The 15,516-nt window shown below is 65.8% G+C and carries 10 protein-coding genes; 7 read left to right on the top strand and 3 right to left on the bottom strand.

What is annotated here, in order from left to right; all coding sequences use genetic code 11:
* Positions 1 to 394 precede the first annotated feature (394 nt).
* From ACSQ1W_RS06520 to ACSQ1W_RS06495, 6 genes are all read left to right on the top strand, one after another.
* Positions 395 to 1,102, top strand: coding sequence for a TetR/AcrR family transcriptional regulator (locus ACSQ1W_RS06520; RefSeq protein ID WP_436042378.1), 708 nt, complete (start codon positions 395 to 397; stop codon positions 1,100 to 1,102).
* Positions 1,099 to 2,280, top strand: coding sequence for an efflux RND transporter periplasmic adaptor subunit (locus ACSQ1W_RS06515; RefSeq protein ID WP_436042377.1), 1,182 nt, complete (start codon positions 1,099 to 1,101; stop codon positions 2,278 to 2,280). Before ACSQ1W_RS06520 ends, ACSQ1W_RS06515 begins: the two co-directional genes overlap by 4 nt.
* 15 nt (positions 2,281 to 2,295) lie before the next feature.
* The gene (locus ACSQ1W_RS06510; protein WP_436042376.1) at positions 2,296 to 5,460 is read left to right on the top strand and encodes a multidrug efflux RND transporter permease subunit; all 3,165 of its coding nucleotides are present in this window, start codon (positions 2,296 to 2,298) and stop codon (positions 5,458 to 5,460) included.
* Positions 5,461 to 5,795: 335 nt separating this feature from the next.
* Complete coding sequence (locus ACSQ1W_RS06505; RefSeq protein ID WP_436042375.1) at positions 5,796 to 6,932, top strand: efflux RND transporter periplasmic adaptor subunit; 1,137 nt, start codon at positions 5,796 to 5,798, stop codon at positions 6,930 to 6,932.
* A 12-nt stretch (positions 6,933 to 6,944) separates the two neighbouring features.
* Positions 6,945 to 10,130 carry an efflux RND transporter permease subunit gene (locus tag ACSQ1W_RS06500; protein ID WP_436042374.1) on the top strand — a complete coding sequence of 1,062 codons (3,186 nt, stop codon included), beginning with the start codon at positions 6,945 to 6,947 and terminating at the stop codon, positions 10,128 to 10,130.
* Positions 10,131 to 10,255: 125 nt separating this feature from the next.
* Positions 10,256 to 10,783 (top strand): hypothetical protein, encoded by a 528-nt coding sequence (locus tag ACSQ1W_RS06495; RefSeq protein ID WP_436042372.1) that lies wholly within the window; start codon positions 10,256 to 10,258, stop codon positions 10,781 to 10,783.
* Positions 10,784 to 10,808: 25 nt separating this feature from the next.
* On the opposite strand, the gene ACSQ1W_RS06490 is transcribed toward ACSQ1W_RS06495, so the two are convergent.
* A complete protein-coding gene (locus ACSQ1W_RS06490) occupies positions 10,809 to 11,192 on the bottom strand; it encodes a winged helix-turn-helix transcriptional regulator (protein ID WP_192268354.1) in 384 nt (127 codons plus the stop codon).
* Positions 11,193 to 11,319: 127 nt separating this feature from the next.
* Here ACSQ1W_RS06490 and ACSQ1W_RS06485 point away from each other — a divergent pair, with 127 nt between their 5' ends.
* Positions 11,320 to 12,222 (top strand): SDR family oxidoreductase, encoded by a 903-nt coding sequence (locus tag ACSQ1W_RS06485; protein WP_436042371.1) that lies wholly within the window; start codon positions 11,320 to 11,322, stop codon positions 12,220 to 12,222.
* Positions 12,223 to 12,283: 61 nt separating this feature from the next.
* Here ACSQ1W_RS06485 and ACSQ1W_RS06480 read toward each other — a convergent pair whose 3' ends face one another.
* Positions 12,284 to 14,158 (bottom strand): DUF885 domain-containing protein, encoded by a 1,875-nt coding sequence (locus ACSQ1W_RS06480; protein ID WP_436042370.1) that lies wholly within the window; start codon positions 14,156 to 14,158, stop codon positions 12,284 to 12,286.
* Positions 14,159 to 14,321: 163 nt separating this feature from the next.
* Entirely contained in the window at positions 14,322 to 15,470 is a 1,149-nt protein-coding gene (locus ACSQ1W_RS06475; protein WP_436042369.1) for an acyl-CoA dehydrogenase family protein, read from the bottom strand.
* Between the last annotated feature and the right edge of the window lie 46 nt (positions 15,471 to 15,516).

The following is a 15,516-nucleotide window of genomic DNA, read 5'->3' as shown; positions in this document are numbered from 1 at the left end:
GGCTCACCGACTTCGTGGCCTTTGCGGCTTCCGGTTTGGACGTCTTTTTCGAGGCTTTTTTGGGGCTGCGCGCAGCGTTCATGCAGAGAATGACTCAACAAGTGGTAGTCGAATGGTCATTGTATCTCCGGGCGCCATGACAAAACTTGCTGCGAGGCGTCATAAGCGTGGCTTGCAATCGCACGTGGGATTGTCTAGCGCGAGCCTGGTGCAGCGACCGGTTGCATGAGGCTCGGCGGATCGACGAGAACGACCCCAGGATTCGGCAGTGCGCGGAAGCAGGCCCCCGATCCATCACGTGTTCTTTACAAATTCCGTATGCGCCTTTGTGCACGGAAATGCGGTGCTTTCAAGCCTGTCAAAATTCTAAACTGGACGGTATAGTCTAGCCCCCATGCGCCCCGCCCCCACCCCTGCCGCGCCCGATCAACGTCGCGCCCGCGTCCACCAGGCCGTGCGCGAGCTCATGTCCGAGCAGGGCTTCCGCATGAGCATGGATACCGTGGCGGCACGCGCGGGCTGCTCCAAGCAGACGCTTTACGCGCATTTCGGCAGCAAGCAGGAACTGTTGCGAAGCGTGATCGCCGAACACCAGGACCTGGCGACCGTACCGCTGTCGCCCGTGGTCGAGGACCCGCGCGCCGCGCTGCTGGCGTTCGCGATGGAACACCTCCGGCACCTCAACGACCCCATCATCGTCTCCACCAGCCGCCTGCTGACCGCGGAAGCGCACCAGTTTCCCGACGAATCGCGCGATCTCTACCAGCAGGCCTGCGATACTCTGGTCCAGCGCCTCGCCACCTGGCTGCAGCATGCGATGGACCAGGGCCGGCTGAGGCATGACGATCCGCACTACGCCGCGGAGCTGCTGCTCAGCATGATCGTGGGAATGGATTTCGAACGGCAGCGTTTCGGCGTGGCCCACCGCGCAGGCGACCGTGCGCGCCGCCGCTGGGCCGAATTCTCGATCGACACCTTCCTGCGGGCCTTCGCCCCCACGCCCGACGACGACGCTCCGGCGCCCTCTCCTGCGGGCCGCCGTATCCGCTCACCGCATTCCTCTCCCACGTCTCCAAGAAAAAGAAACGGAGTTTCCTCATGACGTCCCCCATCCGTTCCCTCGCCCTGGCCAGCGCGCTGCTGGCGGTCCTCGCGGCCTGCAGCAAGCCCGAACAGCAGCAGATGCCGCCGCCCGAAGTGGTGGTGATGAGCGCCACGCCAAAGGACGTGCCGCTGCAGCGCGACCTGGTGGGCCGCCTCTCGCCGATCCGCAGCTCCGACGTGCGCGCCCGCGTGGCCGGCGTGGTGCAGAAGCGGGTCTACCAGGAAGGCAGCGATGTGAAGGAAGGCCAGACGCTGTTCCTCATCGATCCTGCTCCGCTGCAGGCATCGCTCAGCGCGGCGCAGGCAAGCCTGGCGTCGGCACAGGCGACCTACGCGAACGCCAAGGTGTCCGCCGACCGCGCACGCCAGCTGGCGCCACAGAAGTTCGTATCCAAGTCGGACCTGGACAACGCCGAAGCCGCCGAGCGCAGCGCCGCCGCCGCCGTGCAGCAGGCCCGCGCGAATGTGGAAGCTGCCCGCATCAACCTGGGCTATGCCTCGGTCACCGCGCCGATCTCCGGCCGCGCCGGCAAGCAGCAGGTCACCGAAGGCGCACTGGTCGGCCAGGGCGACGCCACGCTGCTCACCACCATCGACCAGATTGATTCGCTGTACGCCAACTTCTCGATGAGCTCGAGCGAGCTGCAGACCCTGCGCCAGGCACAGGGCGACGGCAAGGTGCAGCTGGCGGGCGAAGGCCAGCGCACGGTGCAGGTGATCCTGCCGAACGGCCAGGCCATCGACCAGACCGGCACGCTGGACTTCTCCGATACCGTCGTCGACCCCGCCACCGGCAGCGTCTCGCTGCGCGCCACCGTGCCGAACGCCGACCGCACGCTGTTGCCCGGCACCTTCGTCACCCTGCGCGCGACGCTGGGCGAACAGAAGGGCGCGTTCCTGGTCCCGCAGGGCGCCATCCAGCGCGACACCGTCAGCGCCTTCGCCATGGTGATCGGCAAGGACGGCAACGTCGTGCGCAAGAACATCACCACCCAGCAGGCCATCGGCGCCGACTGGCTGGTCACCGACGGTCTGGCGGCCGGCGACCAGCTCATCGTCGAAGGCCTGCAGAAGGTCAAGGAAGGCGCCCCCGCGAAGGGCGTGACCGCCGAACAGGCCGCCGCCGCGAAAGCCGCGCAGGCCAAGCCCGCGCCGGCGCAAGGCAAGGCCGAATAAGAAGGACCCGCCCCCATGCCCAAGTTCTTCATCAACCATCCGATCTTCGCCTGGGTCGTGTCGATCCTGATCTCGCTCGCCGGCGTGATCGCGATCCTCAACCTCGGCGTCGAGTCCTATCCCTCCATCGCACCGCCGCAGGTCACGGTGGGCGCCACCTACCCCGGCGCCAGCGCCGAGACCACCGAGCGCTCGGTGACCCAGGTCATCGAGCAGCAGCTCACCGGCATCGACAACCTGCTTTATTTCAGCTCCAGTTCCAGCTCATCCGGTCGCGCCACGATCACCTTGACGTTCGAGACCGGTACCGACGCGGACATCGCCCAGGTGCAGGTGCAGAACAAGGTCTCGCTGGCGACGCCGCGACTGCCGAGCGAAGTCACCGCACAGGGCGTGGTGGTGGCCAAGGCCAACGCCGGCTTCCTGATGGTGGTGGGCCTGCAGTCCGACAACCCGAGCATCGACCGCAACCGCCTGAACGACATCGTCGCCTCGCGCGTGCTGGACCAGATCTCGCGCGTCCCCGGCGTCGGCAGCACGCAGCACTTCGGTTCCGAGTACGCCATGAACCTGTGGCTGGACCCGGGCAAGCTGCAGGGCTACAACCTGTCGGCCACCGAAGTGCTGACCGCGGTACGCAGCCAGAACGTGCAGTTCGCCGCCGGTTCGGTCGGCTCCGATCCCGCACCCGAAGGCCAGGCGTTCACCGCGACGGTGTCGGCGGAAGGCCGCTTCACCTCACCGGACCAGTTCGAGCAGATCATCCTGCGCGCCAACAGTGACGGTTCGACCGTACGGCTGAAGGACGTGGCGCGGGTGGAATTCGGCGCGCAGAACTTCGGCTTCGATACCCAGTTCAACGGCAAGCCCGTCGGCGCCTTCGCCATCCAGTTGCTGCCGGGCGCCAATGCACTGAACGTGGCCGAGGCCGTGCGCGCCAAGATGGACGAGCTGCAGCCCAGCTTCCCGCCCGGCGTCAGCTGGTTCTCGCCGTACGACACCACCACCTTCGTCAAGATCTCGATCGAGGAAGTCGTCAAGACGCTGATCGAGGCGGTGATCCTGGTGTTCCTGGTGATGCTGGTGTTCCTGCAGAACTTCCGCGCCACCATCATCCCCACACTGGTCATCCCGGTCGCCCTGCTGGGCACCTTCTGGGGCCTCAGCCTGATCGGCTTCACCATCAACCAGCTGACCATGTTCGCGCTGGTGCTGGCCATCGGCATCGTGGTGGACGACGCCATCGTGGTGATCGAGAACGTCGAGCGCATCATGGCGGAGGAAAAACTCCCGCCGCGCGAAGCGACGATCAAGGCGATGGGGCAAATCACCGGCGCCGTCATCGCGATCACCGTGGTGCTGGCGGCGGTGTTCATCCCGTCGGCGCTGCAGGGCGGTGCCTCGGGCGAGATCTACAAGCAGTTCGCGCTGACCATCGCCATCTCGATGGCCTTCTCTGCCTTCCTGGCGCTGGGCTTCACCCCGGCGCTGTGCGCGACGTTCCTGAAGCAGCACGAGCACGACAGCCACGAGAAGAAGAACATCGTCTTCCGTACCTTCGAGAAGTACTACGGCAAGATCGAGAAGACCTACGTCGGCCACATCGGCGCGGCCATCAAGCATGCGCCGCGCTGGATGATCGTGTTCGCCCTGTTGACGGTGCTGGCCGGCTTCATGTTCACCAAGCTGCCCAGCAGCTTCGTGCCCGAGGAAGACCAGGGCTACGCGCTGGCCATCGTGCAGCTGCCACCTGGCAACTCGCTGCAGAAGACCAAGCAGGTGTTCACCCAGATCCGCGGCACGCTGCAGCAGATGGACGGCTTCGACAGCGTCATGGAGATCTCCGGCTTCAGCTTCCTGGGCCAGGGCGAGAACGTGGGCATGGCCTTCATCCGCCTCAAGCACTGGGACGACCGTGACGTCACCGTGCCGGAGTTCATCCAGCAGGCCAACCAGCGCCTGTACGGCATCAAGGGCGCGCAGATCTTCGTGGTGAACCTGCCGACCATCCAGGGCCTCGGCCAGTTCGGCGGCTTCGACATGTGGCTGCAGGATCGTGCGGGCCTGGGCGAGGAAGCCCTGATGGCCGCCCGCAACCAGCTGCTGGGCGCGGCGGCGCAGGACAAGGGGCTGATGGCGGTGCGTCCCAACACGCTGGAGAACGCCCCGCAACTGCAGTTGCACGTAGACCGCGTGCAGTCGCAGGCGATGGGCATGTCGTTGAGCGACATCTACAACGGCATCCAGCTGATGCTGGCGCCGGTGTACGTCAACGACTTCTTCTATGAAGGCCGCATCAAGCGCGTGAACATGCGCGCCGACGCCCCCTACCGCACCGGTGCGGACTCGCTGGCCAGGATCTATTCGCCGAGCAGCCAGCAGACCGACGCCAGCGGCGGTCGCGCGATGATCCCGCTGTCGAACGTGGTGCAGTCGTCGTGGGCCTCGGTGCCGCCGTCGCTGTCGCGCTACAACGGCTACTCCGCGGTGAACATCAACGGCGCGGCCGCCCCCGGCAGTTCGTCCGGCCAGGCGATGACGACCATGGAGAACATCGTCACCGAGCAGCTGCCGCAGGGCTTCGGTTACGACTGGAGCGGCATGTCGTACCAGGAGATCCTGGCCGGCAACAGCGCCACGCTGCTGATGGTGCTGTCGATCGTGGTGGTGTTCCTCTGCCTCGCCGCGCTGTACGAGAGCTGGTCGATCCCGGTGGCGGTGCTGCTGGTGGTGCCGCTCGGCGCCCTCGGCGCGCTGGCGTTCACCATGATGCGTGGGCTGTCGAACGACCTGTTCTTCAAGATCGGCCTGATCACCATCATCGGTCTGGCGGCCAAGAACGCGATCCTGATCGTCGAGTTCGCCGTCATGGAACGCAAGCAGGGCAAGACCCTGCGCGATGCGGTCATCACGGCCTCGCACCTGCGCTTCCGCCCGATCCTGATGACCTCGTTCGCCTTCATCATGGGCGTATTGCCGATGGCGATCTCGAGCGGCGCGGGCGCCAATGCCCGTCATGCGATCGGCACCGGTGTCATCGGCGGCATGGTGTTCGCCACCTTCCTCGGCCTGCTGCTGATCCCGGTGTTCTTCGTGGCGGTCCGTCGCGTGCTGGGCGACAGGATGGACGAGCCGTCGAAGGAATACCTGCTGGAACAGGAGAATCCCGCTTCGCGCTGATCGCGCAGGCGGTACGCTCCACTCGAACAGCCCCGGCAAACGCCGGGGCTGTTTCGTTACGGGAAGGGATAGCGACGCGGGCGTAATTGCAGTTTCAGTCTGTCGAGGGCACTACCAGGCCCGCCGTGTGCACACCGATTCCGCGTCCGCGCAAGGGCCTAAACCCACTTCTAGCGTGCGTCTCAAACCGTGATAATCCCGTGCGCCATCGTGTCGAGCCTGCCGCCGCCCGCTCGTCGCTCCCCTGACTCCCCCGCATTGAAGACGACCCGACCATGACACGGAAAGACCCCCACGCACGGAAAAAGCCCTCCACCACCTTGCGCATGGTCCTCATGCTGATAGGTGTCGCCGTCGTGTTCGGCGGCGTGTTCATCGTCAAAGGAGGGTTCAGCGCCAAGACGAACGAATTCTTCGACAACATGCCGCAGCCCGCGGCGGCCGTCACCGACTGGACCGCCAAGCAGGAAGAGTGGATCGACGCACAACAGGCCGTCGGCACGTTCGTCGCGATCAACGGCACCGACGTCACCACCGAGGCCGGCGGCGTGGTGCGCAGCCTCTCGATCGACGTGGGCAAGCCGGTCAAGGCCGGCACCGTGCTCGCGCAGCTCAACAGCGCCAATGAGCTGGCCGTGCTGAAGTCGCTGGAAGCCTCGTCCAAGCTCGCCTCGGTGCAGCGCGACCGCTGGCAGGCGCTGGCCCGCGACAAGCTGGTCTCGCAAGCCGAGGCCGAAGAACGCTCCACCGTGGCGGCGACCTCGCTGGCGCAGGTCGAGGCGCAGCGCGCCCTGATCGCACAGAAGACCATCCGCGCCCCGTTCGACGGCGTGCTGGGCATCCGCAAGGTCAACCTGGGCCAGTACCTCAACCCGGGAGACGCCATCGTCAGCCTGCAGTCGCTGGACCCGATCTACCTCGACTTCACCCTGCCGGAGCAGCGCGTGGGCCAGGTACTGCCGGGGGCGAAGATCCGCGCAACCGTCGATGCCCTGCCCGGTCAGGTGTTCGAAGGCGAAGTGACGGCGGTCGAACCGCAGGTCGACCCGGCCACGCGCAACTTCAAGGTGCAGGCGACGCTGGCCAATGGCGAGTACAACCTGCGCCCGGGCGCGTTCGCCCACGTCGGCTTCGACACCGGCGATGCCCGCAAGGTCGTGGTGGTGCCGCAGACGGCGATCAGCTTCAACCCGTACGGCAACGCCGTGTACGTGATCCAGGAGGTCGACCGCGCCAAGGGCGAGAAGGACATGCAGGGCAACGACCTGACCGGCAAGAAGCTGATCGTGCGCCAGCGTTTCGTGAAGACCGGCGCTGCCCGCGGCGACCTGATCGCGGTGACCGAAGGCCTGAAGCCGGGCGAGCGCGTCGCCACCAGCGGCCTGCTGAAGCTGCGTAACGATGCCGAAGTGACGGTCAACAACAAGGTGCAGCCGGTGACCGAGGCCCAGCCCAAGCCCGAAAACCGTTGACGGAGCGACGGCATGAAATTCACCGACATCTTCATCAACAAGCCGGTGCTGGCGATCGTCGTCAGCCTCTTCATCCTGCTGTTCGGCCTGCGCTCGTTCAGCGAATTGAACGTGCGCCAGTACCCCGAACTGCGCAACGCCGTGGTCAACATCAGCACCACCTACTACGGTGCGGATGCGGACCTGATCCAGGGCTTCATCACCACGCCGCTGGAGCGGGAAGTCGCCAGTGCCGAAGGCATCGAGTACCTGACCTCGACCAGTTCCGCCGGCGTCAGCGTGATCCAGGCGTACATCCAGCTGGACCAGGACGCGAACGAAGCGCTGACCCAGATCGCCGCCAAGGTCAACAAGATGCGCGGCCAGTTGCCGCCTGAGTCCGAGGACCCGGTGATCGACCTGCAGCAGGGGCAGCAGATCGCGGCGATGTACGTGTCCTTCGCCAGCGAAACGCTCGACAACAACCAGATCACCGACTACCTGACCCGCGTGGTCCAGCCCAAGCTGGTCACCGTGTCCGGCGTGCAGCGTGCCGACATCCTCGGTGCGGGCACGTTCGCGATGCGCGTGTGGCTGAAGCCCGACCGCATGACCGCGCTGCAGGTGACCGCCAGCGACGTGTCGACCGCGCTGTCGTCCAACAACGTGCTGGCGGCGGTGGGTTCGACCAAGGGCCAGATGGTCGCCATCGACATGACGGCGCGTACCGACCTGCGCAATGCCGACGAGTTCCGCCAGCTGATCATCCGCGAGCAGAACGGCGCCATCGTGCGCCTCGGCGACGTGGCCGACGTGCAGCTGGGATCGGAAAGCTACGGCACCTCGGTCCGCATCAACGGTGAAGCCGCCACGTTCATGGGCATCTTCGTGGCCCCGGACGCCAATTCGCTGGACGTCATCAAGAACGTGCGGGCGATGTGGGACAGCGAAATCGTCCCGCAGCTGCCGGAAGGCATCAAGGCCACGATCCCCTACGACAGCACCGAGCAGATCCAGGACGCCATCGACGAGGTGGTCAGCACCATCGTGGAAGCGGTGATCATCGTGATCGTGGTGATCTTCCTGTTCCTGGGCTCCTTGCGCAGCGTGTTGATCCCGGCGGTGACGGTGCCGCTGTCGCTGGTGGGCGCCCTGTTCCTGATGCTGCTGATGGGCTTCACCATCAACCTGCTGACGTTGCTGGCGATGGTGCTGGCGATCGGCATCGTGGTGGACGACGCCATCATCGTGCTGGAGAACATCCACCGGCATATCGAGGAAGGCATGTCGCCGCACGACGCGGCGATCCGCGGTGCGCGCGAACTGGCATGGCCGGTGGTCGCGATGACCACCACGCTGGTGGCCGTGTACCTGCCCATCGGCTTCCAGGGCGGCATGACCGGCGTGCTGTTCACCGAGTTCGCCTTCACCCTGGCCGGCTCGGTGCTGCTGTCGGGCGTGATCGCGCTGACGCTGACGCCGATGATGTGCGCCAAGATCCTCAAGCCGCACAGCGATGGCGGCAAGGGCAAACTGGAAAAGTGGCTGGATGAGCGCTTCGAGAAGCTCAACGCCGGCTACCAGCGCCGCCTGCACGGCACGATGGAAACCAAATCGGTCGTCGGCGTGTTCGGCATCCTCGTGCTGGTCTCGTGCGCGTTCCTGTACATGACCGCGCCGAAGGAGCCGGCGCCGCTGGAGGACGAAGGCTTCATCTTCTCCGTCGCCAGCGCCGACCCCTACTCCACCCTGGACTACGTGGAGCGCTACACCGAGGAAGTGACGTCGATCGCCAAGGGCGTGCCCGAAGTGCAGGATTACTTCCTGTTCAACGGTGGCTTCGGTGGCAGCGGCGGCGGTGCGAGCCCCAGCGCGATGGCGGGCTTCGTGCTGAAGCCGTGGAGCGAACGCGACCGGTCGACCAACGCGGTGCTGCAGCAGGAACTGCAGCCGAAGATGAGCCAGGTCAGCGGCCTGAACATCTTCGCGCTGGTCCCCCCCTCGTTGCCCAGCGCAGGCGGCGACGGCGGCGGTGGCGAGTTCATCATCGGTGGCGTCGGCGAACTGAGCCAACTGGCCGAACTCGCCGATCAGATCCTGGCGAAGGCGATGGAGAGCAAGCGCTTCATCTTCCTGGACAAGGATCTGAAGATCGACAAGCCGCGCATCGAGGTCAACATCGACCGCGACAAGGCCGCGAGTCTGGGCATCGACATGCGGACGCTGGCCGCGGACATGGCCGCCATGCTGTCGGGCGGTTATACCAACCGCTTCGCCATGCAGAACCGCTCGTACCTGGTGATCCCGCAGGTGCAGCGCAGCGACCGCCTCAACGCCAGCGACCTGGAGAACTACTACACACGTACCCGCGATGGCGAGCTGATCCCGCTGTCGACGCTGGTGACGCTGAAGGAAAGCGCACAGCCGCAGTCGCTGAAGCGGTTCCAGCAGCTCAACGCCGTGTCCATCACCTTCGCGCCGCGTCCCGGCGTCACCAAGGGTGAAGCGCTGGCGATTCTCGACCAGGCGGCAAAGGACGTATTGCCGCAGGGCTACTCGGTGGACTACGCCGGTGAATCGCGCCAGTTCAAGCAGGAAGGCGCCGCCATGCTGGTCACGCTGGCGCTGGCGCTGATCGTGATCTTCCTGGTGCTGGCCGCGCAGTTCGAAAGCTTCCGCGATGCGCTGATCATGCTGCTGACCGTCCCGATGGCAATCTGTGGTGCCCTGCTGACGTTGAATGTCCTGTCCCTGGTGTCGCAGGTCCTCCAGTTCTCGGGCATCGAAGCCTTCCCCGGTATGAGCATCAACATCTATACCCAGGTGGGTCTGGTGACGCTGGTCGGCGTGATCTCCAAGCACGGCATCCTGATCGTGGAGTTCGCCAACAAGCTGCAGATGGAACGCGGCCTGTCCAAGCGCGAAGCGATCGAGGAAGCCGCGGCGATTCGCCTGCGTCCGGTGCTGATGACCACAGCTGCGCTGGTGTTCGCGATGATCCCGCTGCTGATCGCGAGCGGCCCGGGTGCCGCGTCGCGCTTCTCGATGGGCGTGGTGATCGCCTCGGGCATGACCATCGGTACGCTGTTCACGCTGTTCGTGCTGCCGGCGTTCTACCTGTACCTGGCGCGCGACCATGCGCATGACCGCGACCGTGAGACTGCGATGCAGCGGGACGACGCCGATGGACAGCCGCCGGAACCCGCGGCCGGTCACTGATCGGCGGCGAACGCCTTGCAAGACCCGAAACCCCGGCGATGCCGGGGTTTCTTTTTGGGGCCTACGGCCGACCGTGCGCGACGCAGGTGTATGCTCGCTCCGTTCCTGACCGGCGAAGGACTGCCATGCTCAAGCCGATGCTTGTTGTCCTGTGGATGATGGTCCTGGTGCCGCGTACCGCGCAGGCCTGCAGCGTGACCACATCGCCCGAGTTCGTCGTGGACCGCAGCGCGATGTGGACCGCGCCCCCGTCTCCCGGCGTCCTCAACGCCCGCCTGTACCTGGTCCGGTTCGGCTCCGGCAGCTGCGCGGATATCCAGCTCGCGAACCTCGACGTGTCGGGAATGCCCGCCCGCAAGCTGCGGCACTTCGGTTACCTGATCAGACCACTCTCCGGGTTCAACGGTGGCGGACCACTGCCCGATACGCACCCTTTGGCGCCGATGGTCTGGGGCGACACCGCCAATCTCACCTGGATGGGCGGCGACATCGTGCCGGATGCCGACGGCCATCTCCGATGGCGGCTGGAAGTCACGCCGATCTCGCGCTCCGGCACGCGCGGCACGCCGTTCGAGGTCTGCGCGGCCACCGATGGCTCGTGCCCCGCGTTACTGCCCTGCGGAAAGACGTGCCCGACACCCTCTTCGCCCTGAGACGGCTCCGGCCACGCGACGGTGTTCAGAGTGGCGCATTGGCCGCCGGCGCGACATACGCCTGGCGCGCCGCGCGCACTTCGTCATGGTGATCGGAAGCCCACTGGGCCAACATCTCGATACGCTCGAAGAACGACGCGCCCAGGGCCGTCAGCGCGTAGTCGACGCGGGGCGGCACCGTCGGGAAGACCTCGCGTCGCACCAGGCCATCCTGTTCGAGGCGACGCAGCGTCTGCGCCAGCATCCGTGGCGAGATGTCGGCGATGCGCTTGCGTACTTCGCTGAAGCGCAGCGTGCCGCCGGCCAGTTCGTGCAGCACCAGCACGGTCCAGCGGTCGCCGAGCCGGTCCAGCACGTCGCGGATCGGGCAGTTCTCGGTGAGGATCAGGGATTGGCGGTGCAGCGTCATGGACGACATCCGGTGCATGGTTACCGCGCGGTAACCGGGTTACTTCGCGCTCCCTGCTTGCCGGGGCGAAAGCCATTAGTACCATAGGGTAACCAACATCCTTTCCGTTACCAAGCAAGGAACCACCATGAATACCCCTCTCCCCACCCTGCTGGTCACCGGCGCCTCCGGACAACTGGGGGGCGCCGTCGTCCGCCACCTGCTGGACACCCTGCAGTTCCCGGCGGAGCGCCTCATCGCCACCTCCCGCAACCCGGACGCGCTGTCGGATGTGGCTGCGCGTGGCGTCACCGTGCGGACGGCGGACTTCGATCAGCCCGGCACGCTGGCGACCGCATTCGAGGGGGCCGACCGCCTGCTGCTCGTCAGTACCGACGCATTGATGGAACCCGGCAAGCGCCTGACCCAGCATCGCACCGCCGTGCAGGCCGCGGTCGAGGCGGGTGTGCCGCATGTCGTCTACACCTCGCTGCCGTCCGCCGATATCTCCCATGTGTCCTTCGCACCGGACCACTGGGGCACGGAGCAGGCACTGTCCGCCTCGCCGCTCACCTGGACGGTGCTGCGCAACGGCTGGTACTTCGAGAACCTGGCCTACACGCTCCCGGGCGCGCTGGCATCCGGCGAATGGGCGAGCGCATCCGGGGACGGACGCATCGCCTACATCGCCCGCGACGATCTGGCCCGTGCCGCGGCGGCCGCACTGGCATCCGGCGACACGACGAACCGCATCCTGACCCTCACCGGCGCGCAGGCACACAGCGCCCGCGACATCGCTGCGCGCGTAGCCGCCCTGACCGGCAAACCGCTGTCGGTGGTCGACATCACGCCGGCGCAGCAGATCGAAGGGCTGCGCGCGCATGGTTTTCCGCCGGTCCTCGCCGACGTGTTCGCGTCGTTCGACGTTGCGACCGCCGCCGGCGATCTCGGTGAAGTCACGGACGACTACGTCCGGCTGACCGGCCAGTCGCCGACCGCGTTGGACGCATGGCTGCCGGCAAACCTCGAGCGGGTGACCAAGGCGCACTGAGCCCCAAAAGAAGAACCCCGGCGCAAGGCCGGGGTTCCTGTTACCAGACAGCGCTGGAGAATCAGGCCTGCTTGGCCTTCTCCTTCGCGATCCACTGGTCGACGCGACGCTCCAGCAGGTTCAGCGGCAATGCGCCGCCACCCAGCACGGTGTCGTGGAAGCCCTTGATGTCGAACTTCGCGCCCAGTTCGGTTTCGGCCTTCTTGCGCAGTTCCTGGATCTTGATCATGCCGATCTTGTAGGCCGTGGCCTGGCCCGGCATGATCAGATAGCGCTTGATCTCGGACTCGATCGCCGCACGCGGCACGGCGCTGTTGTCGTCGAAGTACTCCACCGCCTGCTGCTCGGTCCAGCCCTTGGCATGCAGGCCCGTATCGACCACCAGACGGATCGCGCGCCACATCTCCGAGCTCAGGCGGCCATACTCCGAATACGGATCCTGATAGGTGCCCGGCATTTCCTTGGCCAGCCATTCCGAATACAGGCCCCAGCCTTCCGCATAGGCGGTGACGCCGTACTGCGTGCGGAACTTCGGCACGCCGGTCAGCTCCTGCGCGATGGCGATCTGCATGTGGTGGCCCGGCAAGCCTTCGTGGTACGCGATCACTTCGAGCTCGGTCTTCGGCATGGCGTTCATGTCCGACAGATGCGCGTAGTACACGCCCGGACGCGAACCATCCGGCGTACCCGGGTAGTAGTGCTGCGCGGCGCCGTCCTGCTCGCGGAACGGTTCGACGCGCTTGACCACCAGGTCGGCCTTCGGCAGCAGGCCGAAGTACTCGGGCAGCACCTTCTTGATGTTGTCGATGGCGCGCGTGGCGTCGTCGATGTAGGCCTGGCGGCCGGCATCGGTGTTCGGGTACTTGAACTGCTTGTCGGTGTCGATGAAGGTGAAGAACGCATCCAGGTCGCCCTTGAAACCGACCTTGTCCTTCAACGCGGTCATCTCGCCCTTGATGCGCTCGACTTCCTTCAGGCCCAGCTCGTGGATCTGCTCGGCCGTCATGCCCGTGGTGGTCATCTGGCGCAGCTGATACTCGTAGTACGCCTTGCCGTTCTTGTGGGTGGTGCCCACGCCGGTCGCGTTGACGGCCGCCTTCGGCAGCTCCTCCTCGCTCCACGCGATCACGCCGTCGTAGGCCGGCTTGAACTGCTCGAGCAGCGCCTTGCGTGCTTCGTCCTTCAGCGCGGTGGCGCGGGCAGCGTCGATCTTGCCGGCCTTCACCAGCGCATCGGCCTTGGCCTGGGCATCGGCCCAGATCGCCGAATCCGGGCCGGCGGAGAACGGCGCACCGGCGACGACCTTCTTCGCCTGGTCGATCACGCCTTCATAGGCGAACTTGGGCGGACGGACGCCCTGCCCGGCCGACGCGCGCGCGCGCTCCAGCAACTGGTCGAACGCACGCTGGGTCACCTTGAGGCGGGCGATGTAGGCGGTGTAGTCCGACTCCTCGTCGACCTTGTGGAAGCTGATCAGGAACGTCGGCCAGAAGCCCTGCGCGCCGTTCATCTGGTCGAACGCATAGCCGTCCTGCAGGAACGGCAGGCCGTCACGCGCATTCTCGTACTGCAGCTTCCACAGGTCGTACGAGAACTTGGTCTCGTCGTCGAGCTTGGCGTAGGCGAACGTCTTCTCCATTTCCTCGACGCTGGCCTGTTGCCACGCGACCTGGTCGCGCTGCGCCTGCTCGGACATGTCGTCGACCTGGTCGTACAGATCCTTGCGCCCCTGGAAGGTCAGCTGGATGGGGCTGAACTTCAGCTGCTCCTCATACTTCTTCTCGAACCACTCGTTCAACCGCTTGCTCTCGGCGGCGATATCGGCGGCGGACGCCACGGGCGCCGCGGCATCGGCGGCTGCACCGGCGGGGGCGTTGCCCTTGTCGCAGGCGGCCAGAGCCAGCGTGAGGGCACAGACGATCAGGGTTTTGCGCATCGGGGTCTCCAGGAGGAAAACGGGGGACGCACCCCCGCATCAGGCCACTCTAGCGGACCACCGCCCCAGCGGTCCCATGACCAAAGACGGGGGTCGGGAGACCGGTGTCCCGGAAACAAGAACGCCGCCTGGCGGCGGCGTTCTTCACGACAGGACAACGGATTCAGCGCAGGCCGGTCTCGTTGCGTGCGATGACCAGGCGCTGGATCTCGCTGGTGCCTTCGTAGATCTCGGTGATCTTGGCGTCGCGGAAGTAACGCTCGATCGGCATTTCCTTCGAATAGCCCATGCCGCCGTGGATCTGCAGCGCCTGATGGGTGATCCACATGGCGGCCTCCGAAGCGGTGAGCTTGGCGATGGCGGCCTCGTTGCTGAAGCGCTGGTCCTGGCCCTTCACCCACGCCGCGCGCAGGGTAAGCAGCGTGGCCGCGTCCAGCTTGCACTTCATGTCTGCGATCTTGGCCTGGGTCATCTGGAAGGTGCCGATCGGCGCACCGAAGGCCTTTCGCTCCTTCACATAGGCGATCGTGGCCTCGTAAGCGGCGCGCGCGATGCCGATGGCCTGCGAGGCGATACCGATGCGGCCGGCGTCCAGCACGCTCATCGCGATCTTGAAACCCTCGCCCTCGCTGCCCAGCACGTCGGCAGCGGGTGCGACGTAATCGGTGAACTCGATCTCGCAGGTCGCCGATGCACGGATGCCCAGCTTCGGCTCGGTCTTGCCGCGATGGAAACCGGCCTTCTCGGTGTCGATCATGAAGGCGGTGATGCCGCGCGCGCCCTTGTCGGGCTCGCTCATCGCGAACAGCACGATGTACTTGGCCACCGGACCGGACGTGATCCAGCTCTTCTTGCCAGTGATGACGAAGCTGCCGTCGGCCTGCTTCACGGCACGGCAGCGCATCGCGGTGGCATCGGAACCCGACTGAGGTTCGGTCAATGCGAAGGCGCCGATCTCGCGGCCCTCAGCGATGGCGCGCACGTAAAGCTGCTTCTGCTCTTCGGTGCCGAACTTCAGGATGCCGTTGCAGAACAGCGAGTTGTTCACCGACACGATCGTCGAGTGGGCCGCATCGGCTGCCGCGATCTCGATCATTGCCAGCACATAGGCGATCGGGTCCATGCCCGCGCCACCGTATTCGGCCGGCACCTCGATGCCCATCAGGCCGTTCTCGCCTAGCAGGCGGATGTTGTCGAGCGGGAACTCGCCGGTCCGGTCGTGGTGCTCGGCGCTCGGGCCGATCTTTTCCTGGGCGATCCGGCGCGCGACGTCCTGGATCATCAACTGCTCTTCGGTGAATGCGAAATCCACGGGTACCCCTCGACCAAATGTTAGATACCAATTGTAACCCGCGACC

Source organism: Pseudoxanthomonas sp. LjRoot143 (assembly GCF_964252945.1).
Taxonomy (GTDB): Bacteria; Pseudomonadota; Gammaproteobacteria; order Xanthomonadales; family Xanthomonadaceae; genus Pseudoxanthomonas_A.
This window is presented reverse-complemented; position numbering and strand designations above follow the sequence as displayed.

Coding starts and splice junctions, on each gene's coding strand:
- ACSQ1W_RS06490 (WP_192268354.1), bottom strand. CDS start 11,192: ATGACGCTGCACCGCCAATCCCTGATCCTCACCGAGAACTGCCCGATC.
- ACSQ1W_RS06515 (WP_436042377.1), top strand. CDS start 1,099: ATGACGTCCCCCATCCGTTCCCTCGCCCTGGCCAGCGCGCTGCTGGCG.
- ACSQ1W_RS06520 (WP_436042378.1), top strand. CDS start 395: ATGCGCCCCGCCCCCACCCCTGCCGCGCCCGATCAACGTCGCGCCCGC.
- ACSQ1W_RS06500 (WP_436042374.1), top strand. CDS start 6,945: ATGAAATTCACCGACATCTTCATCAACAAGCCGGTGCTGGCGATCGTC.
- ACSQ1W_RS06480 (WP_436042370.1), bottom strand. CDS start 14,158: ATGCGCAAAACCCTGATCGTCTGTGCCCTCACGCTGGCTCTGGCCGCC.
- ACSQ1W_RS06495 (WP_436042372.1), top strand. CDS start 10,256: ATGCTCAAGCCGATGCTTGTTGTCCTGTGGATGATGGTCCTGGTGCCG.
- ACSQ1W_RS06510 (WP_436042376.1), top strand. CDS start 2,296: ATGCCCAAGTTCTTCATCAACCATCCGATCTTCGCCTGGGTCGTGTCG.
- ACSQ1W_RS06485 (WP_436042371.1), top strand. CDS start 11,320: ATGAATACCCCTCTCCCCACCCTGCTGGTCACCGGCGCCTCCGGACAA.
- ACSQ1W_RS06505 (WP_436042375.1), top strand. CDS start 5,796: ATGCTGATAGGTGTCGCCGTCGTGTTCGGCGGCGTGTTCATCGTCAAA.